This is a genomic window from Aeromonas aquatica, from assembly GCF_000764655.1.
GTDB lineage: Bacteria > Pseudomonadota > Gammaproteobacteria > Enterobacterales > Aeromonadaceae > Aeromonas > Aeromonas aquatica.
This window is the reverse complement of the sequence record NZ_JRGL01000009.1, coordinates 39,735-53,366: the sequence shown is the minus strand read 5'-3', so window position 1 is coordinate 53,366 and position 13,632 is coordinate 39,735. Positions and strand designations below refer to the sequence as shown.

The following is a 13,632-nucleotide window of genomic DNA, read 5'->3' as shown; positions in this document are numbered from 1 at the left end:
CTGTTCATCTGGCTTAGCTGTTGCAATATGGCGCTTGAAGAGCTCGCTCTCTTGCAAATACTCCCGTTGATTATCATAGGAGTTGAATTCACGGATGAAATCATCATGAATCACCTTGCTGCTAGGAAATCCGGTGAGCCCCAACAACATGGCCTGGTTGGCAATCCGCGTCATAGGCAGCAGATCTTGCTGCAGAGGAGCCTTGATCACGGCCTTGGCCGACCAGACTTGTGGTGCCAACAACGCATAAGCAATACCTGCAGCAGTAAACAAACCTGTGATCAACAAGATCAATAACTTCTTGCGCCATAACACGATGATCAATTCGCTCAGGTCGATCTCATCACTGTACGAACCGGGGTACCAGCCAGGGGGCTGAATTTGATTGTTCTGCACATTCGATTCCTCTTTCAGCATTGGCAAGTACTCTCCTTGAATTCAGATAAGACTGTAATCCTGTTTTCATTGCTTGTGCAGAGAGTTGGAGGCGCTGTTTGGTATCTGAGTCGGCGGCTGATAGATAGGGGGCAGGATCACTTGGCATTGCCAGGGAAGGGCGCCGTATACATGACGCCATCAGGCAGCCCTGCATCTGTAGTGGTCAAGCAAAACTGGCTACGGTTTTATCAGCATTCCTGTAGAGGCGCTCAGATTCGTTGGGGGTTAACCCCCCCTTGTATTGATGGGGTCTGATATCGCTGTAATACTCCATCAACTACTCGGTTATCGACTGTTGGGCATCCGCCATATTCCTGTATCCCGTCGCTGGTACCCATTCACTTTTCAAACGGCGAAACAGCCGCTCCATCGGCGCATTGTCCCAACAATTTCCCCGCCGACTCATGCTCTGCTCTATCCGATATCACCACAGCTGCTGGCGGTACCGACGGCTGCTGTAATGGCTACCTTGATCCGAGTGAAACATGACTCCCGTCGGCCGCCCACGCGCCTCGAAGGCCATGGTCAGACCTTGGCTGTCAGTTCGCTGTCCGGCGACAGACTAAAAGCCCAACCCGCCGGTTTTCTGGCAAACTCCATCACCACCGCCAGATAGCCCCAACGCTGGCCGCTCCAGATGTAGATCATATCGCCACACCACACCTGATCCGGTCTGGTCACCGCAAACTGGCGCGCTAACCGGTTGGGGATGCTGACATGCTCCTGCTGCGCGCGTTGGTACTTGTGCACGGGGAGCTGGCTACTGACGAACACCAGCGTTTTCATCAGTTTACCTGCGCGATAACGGCTCAGTAATACCGTACTGGGTCACTATGTCAGCTATCGTCCGGGCCTCTGCGGAGCCACGGCTGAGTCCATTGGCCCGACGCACCTCGCTACGCAAGATGACGAGCTGTGACGAAATGTTGGTAGAGATACAGAGCGTAAAGGCATAGGAGCGGAGCTGCAAGGCCTCAAGAGTCCTGTATGAGAATCAAGGGGCCTCCGGCTCCTTACTCTTACCCCTATAAACCCTGACCGCACATAATGTGATTATGTTAATAGGCGGCGCTTAGGATAAGACTGGATTTCCGTCCCACAAATACCGCTGCCGCCGATATGCATTGGCCTGCACATTTGAGAGAAGATTGGCTTTTTATAAAATGGGTCCGATCACACTACAGGCTCAACTGCAATTAAGACAAAGCCCCGACGACGCGGGGCTTTGGTTTTTTCTCGATGTGGTCAACATATGGACATTGACTAAAATAAATTCTTTTATTTCATTATCTTACATGACATACGCAGGCTTCATCAGGAGGCCTGTTTTACATCCGGCAGCACAAGTCTGTCAGGAGGCTTTGCTACTCTTGCCCTGTGCACCCGGTGGCAGGGGTTTACGCGCCATCAGCTCCAGCTCGAGCAGGGCATAGCGGTGCTCGATGAAGTCATAGACGTTGTTGGCGAGCGCCAGTTTGAAGTAGCTGATGGCTTCCTTGCGGTTGCCCTTGGCCAGCTCAAACTTGCCGAGGTAGAAGTAGGTTTCACACAGGCGCTCGGCCAGCTCCCGGTTATCCTTTACCCCTTTCACCACGTTGCCCATCAGCTGGGTGGCGTTGATCTCGCCGGTGTAGAGGCGAACCAGATCCCAGTTCCAGGCGTCGTCGTCGTACTTGTTTAACCGCTCGCGCATCCGGCTCATGGCGGCAGGGGCATTGAGCTTCTGCTCGGCCAGATAGAGCCAGAGCACCCGGTAGGGATCTTCCGGCTGCGCCTCGTAGAAGCGCTTCATGTCGGCCACCGCCAGTTCTGGACGGTTGCCGTAATAGAGCGCTATGCCACGGTTGAGGTAGGCGTAGTCGTAATCCGGGGCGAGTTCGAGGGCGGAGTCGAATGCCTCATAGGCTTCGTCATAGTTCTGTTGCTGAACCAGATAGACGCCGATGAAGTTGTAGGCCTCGGCAAAATCGGGTTTCTCCCGCAGGGCGCGGTTGAAATCCAATCTGGCAAGGGAACGCAACCCGACCCGGTCAAATACCACGGCACGCTCATAAAACAGCTCGGCCCGTTGTTCCGTCGTCAATTCCATTTCACTGAGCATCTGCCCGAGTCGCGCCAGCGCCAACTCGCTCTGGTAAGAGACCTGCAGAGGGGTCGCCAATACCAGTGAAGCGGGTTGTGGCTTGGGAACTTGAGGCGCTTCAACCTGACTGCTACTGCTGCATCCCCACATGGGGAGCAACAACAGGATACCCGTGAGGTACCCAATCCCTATCCTGACGTTCAATGAACACTCCGACGCTTACGCTTGACCCGGCATATGGTAAAGGTCAACCGAGAGTTTGTCATGTGGCGCAACCCCTATCCCTCAAATAAATCAGGATTCGACAGGGTATCCGGCGTCACGCCAACCCCGAAAGCCTCCATCGACGCTGACAACCCGGCTATAACCCATCTTCTGCAGGTTGGCCGCCACCAGGATGGAGCGAAAGCCCCCACCACAATAGAGGTAGAGCTCGGTGGCTGGGTCCGGGTAACGGGTCTCGATGTCCCGCTCTATCACGCCACGGCCCAGGTATTCGGCCCCGGGCAGATGGCCCCTGGCCCACTCGCTTTCTTCGCGCACGTCGATGAGATGAAAGGCGCGGCCCTCATCCTGCCAGTGCTTTATCTGGTGTACGTCTGTCTCCTGCACCTGGGGGCGAACGGCCTCTACCAGGGCCAGAAAACGGGGATTGTGTTGCATGACTTGCTCCTTGTTCTCGCGCATGTTGCCCACCATGATGAGCATAATGACTCAGCTGGACCATAAGAGAAAGGGCGCCTTGTGGCGCCCTTGTCGATTACGGCAGGATCTCTTGCTGATCCGCGCCCTCTTTTTCCACCTGGGTCGGCAGCATGTGCTCCCGCTTGACCCCGAAGAACATGGCAGAGGCGCTCGCCACATAGATGGAGGAGTAGGTCCCGAAGGCCACCCCGATCACCATGGCGATGGCAAAACCGTGGATCAGCGGACCGCCCTTGAGCAGCAGCGCCACCACCACCACGAAGGTCAACCCCGAGGTGATGATGGTCCGGCTCAGGGTCTCGGTCATGGAGAGATCCATGATTTCGCTGGTATCCCCCTTGCGCACCTTGCGGAAGTTCTCCCGCAGGCGGTCGAACACCACTATGGTGTCGTTCAGGGAGTAGCCCACCAGCGTCATCAGCGCCGCCAGCACGGTCAAGTCGAACTCGTACTGGAAGTAGGCGAAGATACCGAGGGTGATGATGACGTCGTGCGCCAGGGAGAGGATACCCCCCATGGCCAGACGCCATTCGAACCGCACCGCCACGTAGGCCAGGATACAGAGGATGGAGGCCAGCATGGCCAGGGCACCGTCTGTCGCCAGCTCGTCCCCCACCGAAGGACCGACGAACTCGACGCGTTTGAGCACGGCACCTTCATCGATCAGCCTGGCGGCCGCCAGTACCTCGTTGCCCTGCTGTTCCACCTTGACCCCCTCTTTCGGGGTCATGCGCACCAGCACGTCGCGGCTGGAGCCGAAGAATTGCAGGGTCGCCCCTTCAATCTTCTGCTCATCCAGCGCCTCGTGCATCTTGTCCAGGCTCACCGACTGCTGGAACCCCACCTCTATGGTGGTGCCGCCGGTGAAGTCCAGCCCCCAGTTCAGACCGCGATCGAACAGGCAGAACAGGGCGAACATCGTCAGCAGGGCAGAGAACACCATTCCCGACTTGGCGAAGCGCATGAAGGGGATCGGCTTTTCAAAATGTAGAATCTGAAACATGTCTCTTCCTTAGATCGGCAGCTTGTCGATGCGCCGTCCACCCCAGGCCAGATTGATAATGGCGCGGGATACCGTGATGGCCGTAAACATGGAGGCGGTCAGACCGATGCCCAGCGTCAGGGCGAAGCCCTTGATGGCGCCGGTGCCGATACCGAACAGGATCACACAGGTGATGAGCGAGGTAACGTTGGAGTCGGCGATGGTCGAGAAGGCACGGTCGAAGCCCATGTGAATGGCTTGCTGCACCCCGCGCCCGTTGCGGATCTCTTCACGAATACGCTCGTAGATCAGCACGTTCGCATCCACCGCCATGCCCAGCGTCAGGACGATACCGGCGATGCCCGGCAGGGTCATGGTGGCCCCCGGGATCATCGACATGATACCGACGATCAGCACCAGGTTCATGGTCAGCGCCAGGTTGGCGACCCAACCGAAGGCACGGTAGTAGATCCCCATGAACAGCACGATCACCAGCATGGCCCAGCCGATGGCTTCCATCCCGCTGTCGATGTTCTGCTGACCCAGGCTCGGGCCTATGGTGCGCTCTTCCACGATCTGGATGGGCGCGATCAGGGCACCGGCACGCAGCAGCAGCGCCAGGTTGTGGGCTTCGTTGGCGTTGTCGATCCCGGTGATGCGGAACTGGCTACCCAGTCGTGACTGTATGGTCGCGACGTTGATCACCTCTTCCTGCTTGCGGAACTTGCGCTTGCCATCCGGACCAGGCTGACCCACCGGCTTGTACTCGATGAACACGGTCGCCATGCCCTTACCAACGTTGTCCTTGGTAAAGTTGGCCATCTTGTTGCCACCCTGGCCATCGAGCTTGATGTTGACCTGGGGACGGCTGTATTCGTCGAAACCGGACTGGGCACCCACTATGTGGTCACCGGTCAGGATGATGCGCTTTTGCAGCACCACGGGACGGCCGTTGCGATCGTTGTAGACCTTGGAGCTCGGCGGTACACGACCATCGGCGGCAGCCTGGATGTCGGCGCTCTCATCGACCATGTGGAATTCCAGGGTCGCGGTTGCGCCCAGGATCTCCTTGGCACGGGCGGTGTCCTGAATACCGGGCAGCTCAACCACGATGCGCTCGGCACCCTGTTGCTGCACCAGCGGCTCGGCCACACCCAGCTCATTCACCCGGTTACGGATGATGGTGATGTTCTGCTCGAGGGCGTACTTCTTCACTTCCTTGATCTTGGCGTCACTCAAGCCGGCCAGCAGGATGAAGTCGTCACCCTTCTGCTCGGTGGTGAAGGTGAGATCCGGATTCTGGCGGCGCAGGAAAGAGGCGGCCTTGACCTGATCTTCTTCCTCGCGGAACACCACCTGGACCTGATCGCCCACCCGGCGCACGCCGGAGTAACGGATCTTCTGGGTACGCAGCTCGGTGCGGAAATCCTGCACCATCTGCTCTTGCTGCTTGGTCAGCGCCTCGGCCATGTCCACTTCCATCAGGAAGTGCACACCACCGCGCAGGTCCAGACCCAGCTTGAGCGGCGCCGCACCTATGGCTTCGAGCCAGGCAGGCGTGGACGGAGCCAGGTTCAGGGCCGTGATAAAGTTGTCGCCCAGCTTGCCGGCGACGACATCGCGCGCCTTGAGCTGATCTTCGGTGTTGTTAAAACGGACCAGGATGAAGCCGTGTTCGAACGCCGCATGCTTGACCGGGATCTGAGCCGCCTCGAGCGTCTCCTTCACCAGATCCAGCGTCTCTAGTTTGACTTCGGCGCCGCGGCTGGCAGATACCTGCAGGGCCGGGTCTTCGCCGTAAAGATTGGGGGCTGCATATAGAAAACCGATGGCGATCACGAAGACCACCATCAGGTATTTCCACAGCGGATAGCGATTTAACACGCTGTGCTCCTCGGGAGATTAAAGGGACTGGATAGAACCCTTGGGCAGAACGGCAGAGACGAAATCACGTTTGATGGTGACTTGAGTCTGATCGTTCAGGGCCAGCACCAGGTATTCGCTATCGGCGGAAACCTTGGCGATCTTGCCAACCAGACCGCCGGAGGTGAGCACTTCGTCACCCTTGGCCAGAGAGCTCATCAGGTCACGGTGAGTCTTGGCACGCTTGGCCTGGGGACGATAGATCATGAAATAGAAGATAAGGCCGAACACGGCCAGCATGATGATCATTTCCATACCACCACCCTGTGCACCCGGAACCGCGCCTTCTGCATATGCCTTGGAGATAATGCTCATTTAACAACCTCTTGATTGATGTAGATTCACAAAGATAACGAGCTGATACGCGGCGGTTATTGCGCGTCGTTTTCAGCTAATGGAGGCACAGGCTTCCCTTGCCGACGGTAAAACTCAGTTACAAAGTCGTCTAATTTACCCTGCTCGATCGCGTCCCGCAAACCCTGCATGACACGCTGGTAATAACGCAGGTTATGAATGGTATTCAGACGGGCGCCGAGGATCTCGTTGCACTTGTCCAGATGGTACAGATAACTGCGGGTGTAGTTCTTGCAGGTGTAGCAATCGCAGTCCGCATCCAGGGTGCTGGTGTCTTCGCGATACTTGGCATTGCGGATCTTGACCACCCCATCGGTGGTGAACAGATGGCCGTTGCGGGCGTTGCGGGTCGGCATCACGCAGTCGAACATGTCGACGCCGCGGCGCACCCCTTCCACCAGATCCTCCGGCTTACCCACGCCCATCAGGTAGCGGGGCTTGTCGGCCGGGATCTTCGGACAGACGTGCTCGAGGATCCGATGCATGTCTTCCTTGGGCTCACCCACGGCGAGGCCACCGACCGCATAGCCGTCGAAGCCGATGTCCAGCAGGCCGTTCAGCGACACATCCCGCAACTCTTCATACACGGATCCCTGGATGATGCCGAACAGGGCATTCTTGTTGCCCAGCGCATCGAACTTGTCGCGGGAACGCTTGCCCCAGCGCAGGGACATCTCCATGGACTTGCGCGCCTCTTCATAAGTGGCGGGGTACGGGGTGCACTCATCGAAGATCATGACGATGTCGGAGCCCAGATCGTACTGGATCTCCATGGATTTCTCGGGGTCGAGGAAGATCTTCTCGCCGTTGATGGGGTGACGGAAATGCACACCCGCCTCGGTGATCTTGCGAATGTGACCCAGGCTGAACACCTGGAAACCACCTGAGTCGGTCAGGATCGGGCCCTGCCAGTTCATGAAGTCGTGCAGATCGCCGTGGGCGCGCATCACCGCCTGCCCCGGCCGCAGCCAGAGGTGGAAGGTGTTGCCGAGCAGGATCTGGGCGCCGGTCTCGCGCACCTCTTCCGGAGTCATCCCCTTGACGGTGCCGTAGGTGCCGACCGGCATGAAGGCCGGGGTCTGCACCACGCCACGCTCGAACACCAGCTGGCCGCGACGGGCACGGCCGTCGGTGGTTTTCAGTTCAAATTTCATTGCTACCTCGATTCAGTCAGAGAAACAGTCTGACAACAGCGGGCCCGCGAGGACCCATATAAGAAGCTGCGCGCGATCTTACTCGACGATCGTGAACAAGTTCTGAAGAGCGAGGCCTCAAGCCTCTGCCCGGCGACGGGTGATGAACATGGCATCCCCGTAGCTGAAGAAACGGTACTGCTCGGCCACCGCCGCCTGATAGGCCGCCATCACATGGTCATAGCCGGCGAAGGCGCTGATCAGCATGATCAGGGTCGATTCCGGCAGGTGAAAGTTGGTGACCATGGCATCGACGATCTGGAACTCGTAGCCCGGGAAGATGAAGATGTCGGTGTCGCTGAAAAAGGGCGCCAGGGGTTTGCCCTGGGCCAGGGTCACCTTGGCGGCGCTCTCGAGGGAACGCACCGAGGTAGTACCCACGGCGATGACGCGGCCACCCCGGGCGCGGGTCGCAGCGATGGCATCCACCACCTCCTGCGGCACCTCGGCATACTCCGAGTGCATGTGGTGATCTTCAATCTTGTCAACCCGCACCGGCTGGAAGGTCCCCGCCCCCACATGCAGGGTAACGAAGGCCAGCTCCACGCCCTTGGCCTTGATCCGCTCGAGCAGCGGCTCATCGAAGTGCAGGCCGGCGGTCGGTGCCGCCACCGCGCCCGGCTTCTGGTTGTAGACGGTCTGGTAGCGCTCCTTGTCGGCATCCTCGTCGGGGCGGTCGATATAGGGGGGCAGCGGCATGTGGCCGATGGCCTCCAGGATCTCCAGCACGGGACGGGGGTCGAGGAAGTGGATCTCGAACAGGGCGTCGTGGCGGGCGCGCATCTCGGCTTCGACTTTCTCACCGTCGGGCCTACCATCCAGAATGAGACGGGTGCCCGGCTTGGGCGACTTGGAAGAGCGCACATGGGCCAGCACGCTGTGCTCGTCCAGGATGCGCTCCACCAGCACCTCCAGCTTGCCACCGCTGGCCTTCTGGCCAAACATGCGCGCCGGAATGACGCGAGTGTTGTTGAACACCAGCAGATCGCCGGGATTGAGCTGGTCCAGCACATCCACAAATTGACCGTGGCGCAGGGCGCCGCTTTGACCATCGAGCTGCAACAGACGACTGGCGGTACGTTCCGTCATGGGATAGCGGGCAATCAGCTCGTCTGGCAGATCAAAATGAAAATCGGATACTTGCATCTTTCACCTCGGGGGAATCGGCGGCTAGTCTAGTTATCCCCTCCTTGCAAGGCAACCCAAAAGACCAAAAACCCAAGGCAGGCAAGGGATAGCGAGCAATATTGAGACACTCATCCGGTTAATGATTCTTTAACGGTCTGTATTGACCCTGATCATGTTCTGGCACCTGAGGCTGGGCTAGGGTGAAGAGAGAGACACAAGGAGGCCCACCATGATGACCCTGTCTGAAATCATGACCGAACATCCCTTCACTTTGGGTCCGCAGAACAGCGTCAAGCAGGCGATGGACCTGATGCAGCAGGAGCGGATCCGCCACATTCCCATCGTCGACGACCACCATCACCTGCTGGGTCTGGTCACCCTCACCGACATCCTGGCCACCCGCGAGTCCAAGCTGCTGCTCATCAACCCGGAGCGGGAAGCGGAGTTCACCGACAGCGTCCAGCTCGACGAGATCATGACCCGCCAGGTGGCGAGCGTGGATCCCCATGCGGGCATCAAGGAGGCCGCCCTCTACCTGCAGCGCCACAAATACGGCTGCCTGCCGGTCATCCGGGGCCACAAACTGGTGGGCATAGTCACGGAGTCGGATTTCATCGCGGTGGCCATCAATCTGCTGGAATTGATGGAAGAGCAGGAGCCACCCTCAGAATTCTGATCGCCAAAAACTGTAATTAAATTACAATAAAAGCGTTTTCAGCCGAAAAAATCGGCCATTAATCTGAAAGCCTTTCATTTTGATTGAAAAATTACACCACACACTTGATTTGTGATCGTCGTCACACTATGATGCCCGCCATGCAATGTTTGCCGAAGGGGAGATGAGGGATTGTGCACCCGATGTCTTCTCTTCATATGTCTGCAAGTTTGCACACCCCGTAGTGAGTCTTTGCTGTAAAGCATTTTTATATCGCCATTCCTTGTTTGATGACCCGGCCCTGTCTGTGCGATGGCGCCGGGATTTTTTTATCCGCTTCCCTGCCCTCTTCTCTCCTCCCCGGGCGCTTTGCCACCCTCTTCCTGCCTCGCCGTATAAAACAAGATCCCATCCGGGCCTTGAAAATGTGACCTGCAGGACAGAAATTGAACTTCGACAATGAGTTATCTCTGAAGGCCTGAGATATTCATGTTAGGTACAGTTGCGATGGGCTATCTAATAAGTAGATTTAAGTGATTCAAAATTGTGGCTTTAACCGATTAGCGAAAGGCCCTATGATGACCCCATCGAAAGTTAAGCGCCTCGTCTGGCAAGACTCTTCACTACCGGACGGGCATATGTACATCACCAAGGAGCAAATACATGTCTACCTATATCAACACTGAAATCAAGCCGTTCAACGCTACCGCCTACCACAATGGCAAATTCGTTCAGGTGTCTGACGCTGACCTGAAAGGCAAGTGGTCCGTGGTGTTCTTCTACCCGGCTGACTTCACCTTCGTATGCCCGACCGAACTGGGCGACCTGGCAGACAACTATGCCTCCTTCAAGAAGCTGGGCGTCGAGATCTACGCCGTCTCTACCGACACCCACTTCACTCACAAGGCCTGGCACGACACTTCTGACACCATCAAGAAGATCCAGTACCCGATGATCGGCGACCCGACCGGTGCCATCACCCGCAACTTCGGCGTGATGATCGAAGAAGCTGGTCTGGCTGACCGCGGTACCTTCGTGATCGACCCGCAAGGAGTCATCCAGATCGTTGAAATCAACGCCGGCGGCATCGGCCGTGACGCTCTGGAACTGCTGCGCAAGGTCAAAGCTGCCCAGTACGTTGCCGCTCACCCGGGTGAAGTGTGCCCGGCCAAGTGGCAAGAAGGCGATGCCACCCTGGCCCCGTCCCTGGATCTGGTAGGCAAGATCTAAGCCTCCTGCTCTCCAAGACCGGCCCGTTTCAGGGCCGGTCTGCTTTCCGGCCCGCGATATCCAAGCCTGCGACTCTCAGGCTGACTACAAAGTGCCGACCCGCATTCATTAAGAAGGAATTCGACCATGTTAGATACCAACCTCAAACAACAACTCAACGGTTACCTGCAGTACATCGTCAATCCCATCGAGATCAGCGTGTCCGGCAATGACAGCGACAAATCCGCGGAGCTGCTGGCCCTGGCCACAGAAATCAGCGAGATGTCCCCCAAAATTTCCATGACCGATGGCCGTAACGCTCGCAAGCCTTCCATGAGCATCGCGCCAAAGGGCCAGGCCCCGCGCGTGCATTTTGCCGGCATCCCCATGGGTCATGAATTCACCTCCCTGGTGCTCGCCCTGCTGCAAAGCGGCGGCCACCCCTCCAAGGCCGATCCGGCCGTGCTGGAGCAGGTCAAGAACCTGAAGGGTGAGTTCCATTTCGAGACCTATATCTCCCTCTCCTGCCACAACTGCCCGGACGTGGTGCAGGCCCTGAACCTGATGGCCACCCTGAACCCCGGCATCACCCACACCATGATCGACGGTGCCTTGTTCCAGGATGAGGTGAACGAGCGTCAGATCATGGCGGTGCCGAACGTCTACCTGAACGGTCAGCCGTTCAGCCAGGGCCGCACCTCGCTGGAAGAGATCGTCGCCAAGCTCGATACCGGCGCAAGCGATCGCAAGGCCGCCGAGCTCAGCGAGAAAGCCCCCTACGACGTATTGGTCGTCGGTGGTGGCCCGGCTGGCGCGGCCGCGGCCATCTACGCCGCCCGCAAAGGGATCCGCACCGCCATCGTCGCCGAGCGCTTCGGTGGTCAGGTGATGGACACCGTCGGCATCGAAAACTTCATCTCTGTGCCCTACACCGAAGGCCCCAAGCTGGCCGCGAGCCTTGAGCAACACGTCAAGCAGTACGGCGTGGAAGTGATCACCGAGCAGCGCGCCGCCGCCATCAGCAAGGACGGCTACGTGAACGTGGCGCTCGCCTCCGGTGCCACCTTGAAGAGCCGCGCCGTGATCCTGGCCACCGGTGCCCGCTGGCGCGATCTGAACGTGCCGGGCGAAGTTGAATACCGCACCAAGGGCGTGGCCTACTGCCCCCACTGCGACGGTCCCTTCTTCAAGGGCAAGCGGGTTGCGGTGATAGGTGGCGGTAACTCCGGCATCGAAGCGGCCATCGATCTGGCTGGCATCGTCGAGCATGTGACTGTGGTGGAGTTCGCCGATACCCTGCGCGCCGACGACGTGCTGCAGAAGAAGGCTCGCTCCATGGGCAACATCGACATCATCATGAGCGCCCGCACCACGGAAGTGATCGGGGATGGCAGCAAGGTGGTGGGGATGGATTACGAGGATCGCACCACGGGTGAGATCAAGCACCTGGCGGTGGCCGGTATCTTCGTGCAGATCGGCCTGGTGCCGAACACCGAGTTCCTCAAGGGGAGCGAAGTAGCACTGACCCGCTTCGGCGAGATCGAGATCGACGCCAAGGGCGCAACTTCCCTGCCCGGCGTCTATGCCGCGGGCGACGCCACTACGGTGCCGTTCAAGCAGATCATCATCTCCATGGGTGCCGGCGCCACCGCCGCCCTGGGTGCGTTCGATTACCTCATCCGCAATGCGGCGCCGGAAGCCGTCGCCGTCAAGGCCGATGCCGTGACCGCCTGATAGCCTCATGACCCCGCAAAAAGCCGACTCCCTGGAGTCGGCTTTTTCATATGCGCTGCCCCCTGCTTGCCGCACTCACCTGCCCGAGCGCTATCCTTGAGAAGCATCCACCACACAGGGAGCTGAACATGAAAGCGGCACTCTTGCTGGCCGGCCTGCTCTTCGCCGGCAGCGCACTGGCCTTCCACTGCCCCATGGACATGAAGAAGATCGATGATGCCCTGGCCGCCGGCCCCGCCCTGAGCGCCGAGAAGCTGGCCGAGGTGAAACAGCTGCGGGCCGAAGGGGAAACCCTGCACAAGGCGGGCAAGCATCAGGAATCCGTCGACACCCTGGCCAAGGCCATGACCTTGCTTGGCATCGACAAGGGCTGACGCCCCGTCGAGAGTGACCGGGTTGAGACGCAAAGCCCCCACCAGTTGGCGGGGGCTTTTTGCTGCCATGACACCATGGCGCTCACTTTGGAGACAGCACCTAGACCCGACCGCTGTACACCAGGGTCTGATAATTGAATGCTATCTGGCCGTTGACCGCACAACGCTCGAACTCGCGACGGATCAGCGCCGTCAGCCGTTCATAGGCCGGCGTGCCGATGACGGGCGCATAGGACGAGGAGTTGAGCCGTCCCAGCACGCCGTCGAGGTCGAACAGCTGGCAATTATCGAAGCGATCGAGCCGATATTCCTCGAAGAAGGCGTCAAAGTCGGCCTCACCGAGATTGCGATGATTGACCTCCTCATAGTCCCCCGAATAGGCACGCAGACCCGCCTCATAAGCCTGGAGGAATTCGGTATCGGTCAACCTGTCGTTCCAGATAAGGGCGACCCGTCCGCCCGGTTTTAACAGGCGCCGGCATTCCGCCTTGAAGGCAGTCCGATCGAACCAGTGAAAGGCCTGGGCGACGGTGACGAGATCCAGCGCCCCCGTCGGCACCCCGGTCTGCTCCGCACTGCCGCTCAGCCAGTGGATATGGTCGGCGCCCGCCAGCAACCGCACGGCGGCGCCGCGCATCTCGGCATTGGGCTCCACCGCCCACAGCTTGCTCACCCGAGGGGCGAGCAAGGCGGTCAGGATGCCGGTGCCCGCCCCTATATCGGCGACCACGGCATGGGGCCCCATGCCGAGTTCCCTGACCAGAAAGTCCAGCATGGCGGTCGGGTATCCGGGTCGGTATTTCACATAGGCCTCAACCCGGACCGAGAATCGCTGGGTACTGTCCATGCCTCAC

The 13,632-nt window shown here is 58.7% G+C and carries 13 protein-coding genes and 1 pseudogene; 4 read left to right on the top strand and 10 right to left on the bottom strand.

Features of this window, described 5'->3' with window-relative positions:
- The 9 genes and pseudogenes from LG30_RS0102275 to queA all read right to left on the bottom strand — a co-directional run.
- Positions 1-417: Wzz/FepE/Etk N-terminal domain-containing protein (locus LG30_RS0102275; protein ID WP_238566368.1), on the bottom strand; the 417-nt coding region annotated here is incomplete at its 3' end.
- A gap of 184 nt (positions 418-601) precedes the next feature.
- Positions 602-1,396, bottom strand: a pseudogene (locus tag LG30_RS22635) (IS3 family transposase); the annotation flags it as partial.
- 393 nt (positions 1,397-1,789) lie between these two features.
- Positions 1,790-2,725: a lipoprotein NlpI gene (nlpI, locus tag LG30_RS0102265; RefSeq protein ID WP_310597479.1), complete on the bottom strand. Its 936-nt coding sequence runs from the start codon at positions 2,723-2,725 to the stop codon at positions 1,790-1,792.
- A gap of 90 nt (positions 2,726-2,815) precedes the next feature.
- Positions 2,816-3,184 carry a rhodanese-like domain-containing protein gene (locus tag LG30_RS0102260; protein WP_033129097.1) on the bottom strand — a complete coding sequence of 123 codons (369 nt, stop codon included), beginning with the start codon at positions 3,182-3,184 and terminating at the stop codon, positions 2,816-2,818.
- Between the two features lie 97 nt (positions 3,185-3,281).
- On the bottom strand, positions 3,282-4,229 hold the full coding sequence (secF, locus tag LG30_RS0102255; protein ID WP_033129088.1) for a protein translocase subunit SecF: 948 nt from the start codon (positions 4,227-4,229) through the stop codon (positions 3,282-3,284).
- Between the two features lie 9 nt (positions 4,230-4,238).
- Positions 4,239-6,092: a protein translocase subunit SecD gene (secD, locus tag LG30_RS0102250; RefSeq protein ID WP_033129087.1), complete on the bottom strand. Its 1,854-nt coding sequence runs from the start codon at positions 6,090-6,092 to the stop codon at positions 4,239-4,241.
- An 18-nt stretch (positions 6,093-6,110) separates the two neighbouring features.
- Positions 6,111-6,446: a preprotein translocase subunit YajC gene (gene yajC, locus LG30_RS0102245; RefSeq protein WP_033129086.1), complete on the bottom strand. Its 336-nt coding sequence runs from the start codon at positions 6,444-6,446 to the stop codon at positions 6,111-6,113.
- A gap of 56 nt (positions 6,447-6,502) precedes the next feature.
- Complete coding sequence (tgt, locus tag LG30_RS0102240; RefSeq protein WP_033129085.1) at positions 6,503-7,639, bottom strand: tRNA guanosine(34) transglycosylase Tgt; 1,137 nt, start codon at positions 7,637-7,639, stop codon at positions 6,503-6,505.
- A 117-nt stretch (positions 7,640-7,756) separates the two neighbouring features.
- A complete protein-coding gene (gene queA, locus LG30_RS0102235) occupies positions 7,757-8,824 on the bottom strand; it encodes a tRNA preQ1(34) S-adenosylmethionine ribosyltransferase-isomerase QueA (RefSeq protein WP_033129084.1) in 1,068 nt (355 codons plus the stop codon).
- A 211-nt stretch (positions 8,825-9,035) separates the two neighbouring features.
- Between queA and LG30_RS0102230 the strand changes: the two genes are divergently transcribed.
- From LG30_RS0102230 to LG30_RS0102215, 4 genes are all read left to right on the top strand, one after another.
- Positions 9,036-9,482 (top strand): CBS domain-containing protein, encoded by a 447-nt coding sequence (locus tag LG30_RS0102230; protein WP_033129083.1) that lies wholly within the window; start codon positions 9,036-9,038, stop codon positions 9,480-9,482.
- A gap of 642 nt (positions 9,483-10,124) precedes the next feature.
- The gene (gene ahpC, locus LG30_RS0102225; RefSeq protein ID WP_033129082.1) at positions 10,125-10,691 is read left to right on the top strand and encodes an alkyl hydroperoxide reductase subunit C; all 567 of its coding nucleotides are present in this window, start codon (positions 10,125-10,127) and stop codon (positions 10,689-10,691) included.
- Positions 10,692-10,817: 126 nt separating this feature from the next.
- Entirely contained in the window at positions 10,818-12,404 is a 1,587-nt protein-coding gene (gene ahpF / locus LG30_RS0102220; RefSeq protein WP_033129081.1) for an alkyl hydroperoxide reductase subunit F, read from the top strand.
- Between the two features lie 128 nt (positions 12,405-12,532).
- Positions 12,533-12,778: a hypothetical protein gene (locus LG30_RS0102215; RefSeq protein ID WP_033129080.1), complete on the top strand. Its 246-nt coding sequence runs from the start codon at positions 12,533-12,535 to the stop codon at positions 12,776-12,778.
- Between the two features lie 100 nt (positions 12,779-12,878).
- Here LG30_RS0102215 and LG30_RS0102210 read toward each other — a convergent pair whose 3' ends face one another.
- Positions 12,879-13,625, bottom strand: a complete 747-nt coding sequence (locus tag LG30_RS0102210) for a class I SAM-dependent methyltransferase (RefSeq protein ID WP_033129079.1) — start codon at positions 13,623-13,625, stop codon at positions 12,879-12,881.
- Positions 13,626-13,632: the final 7 nt, after the last annotated feature.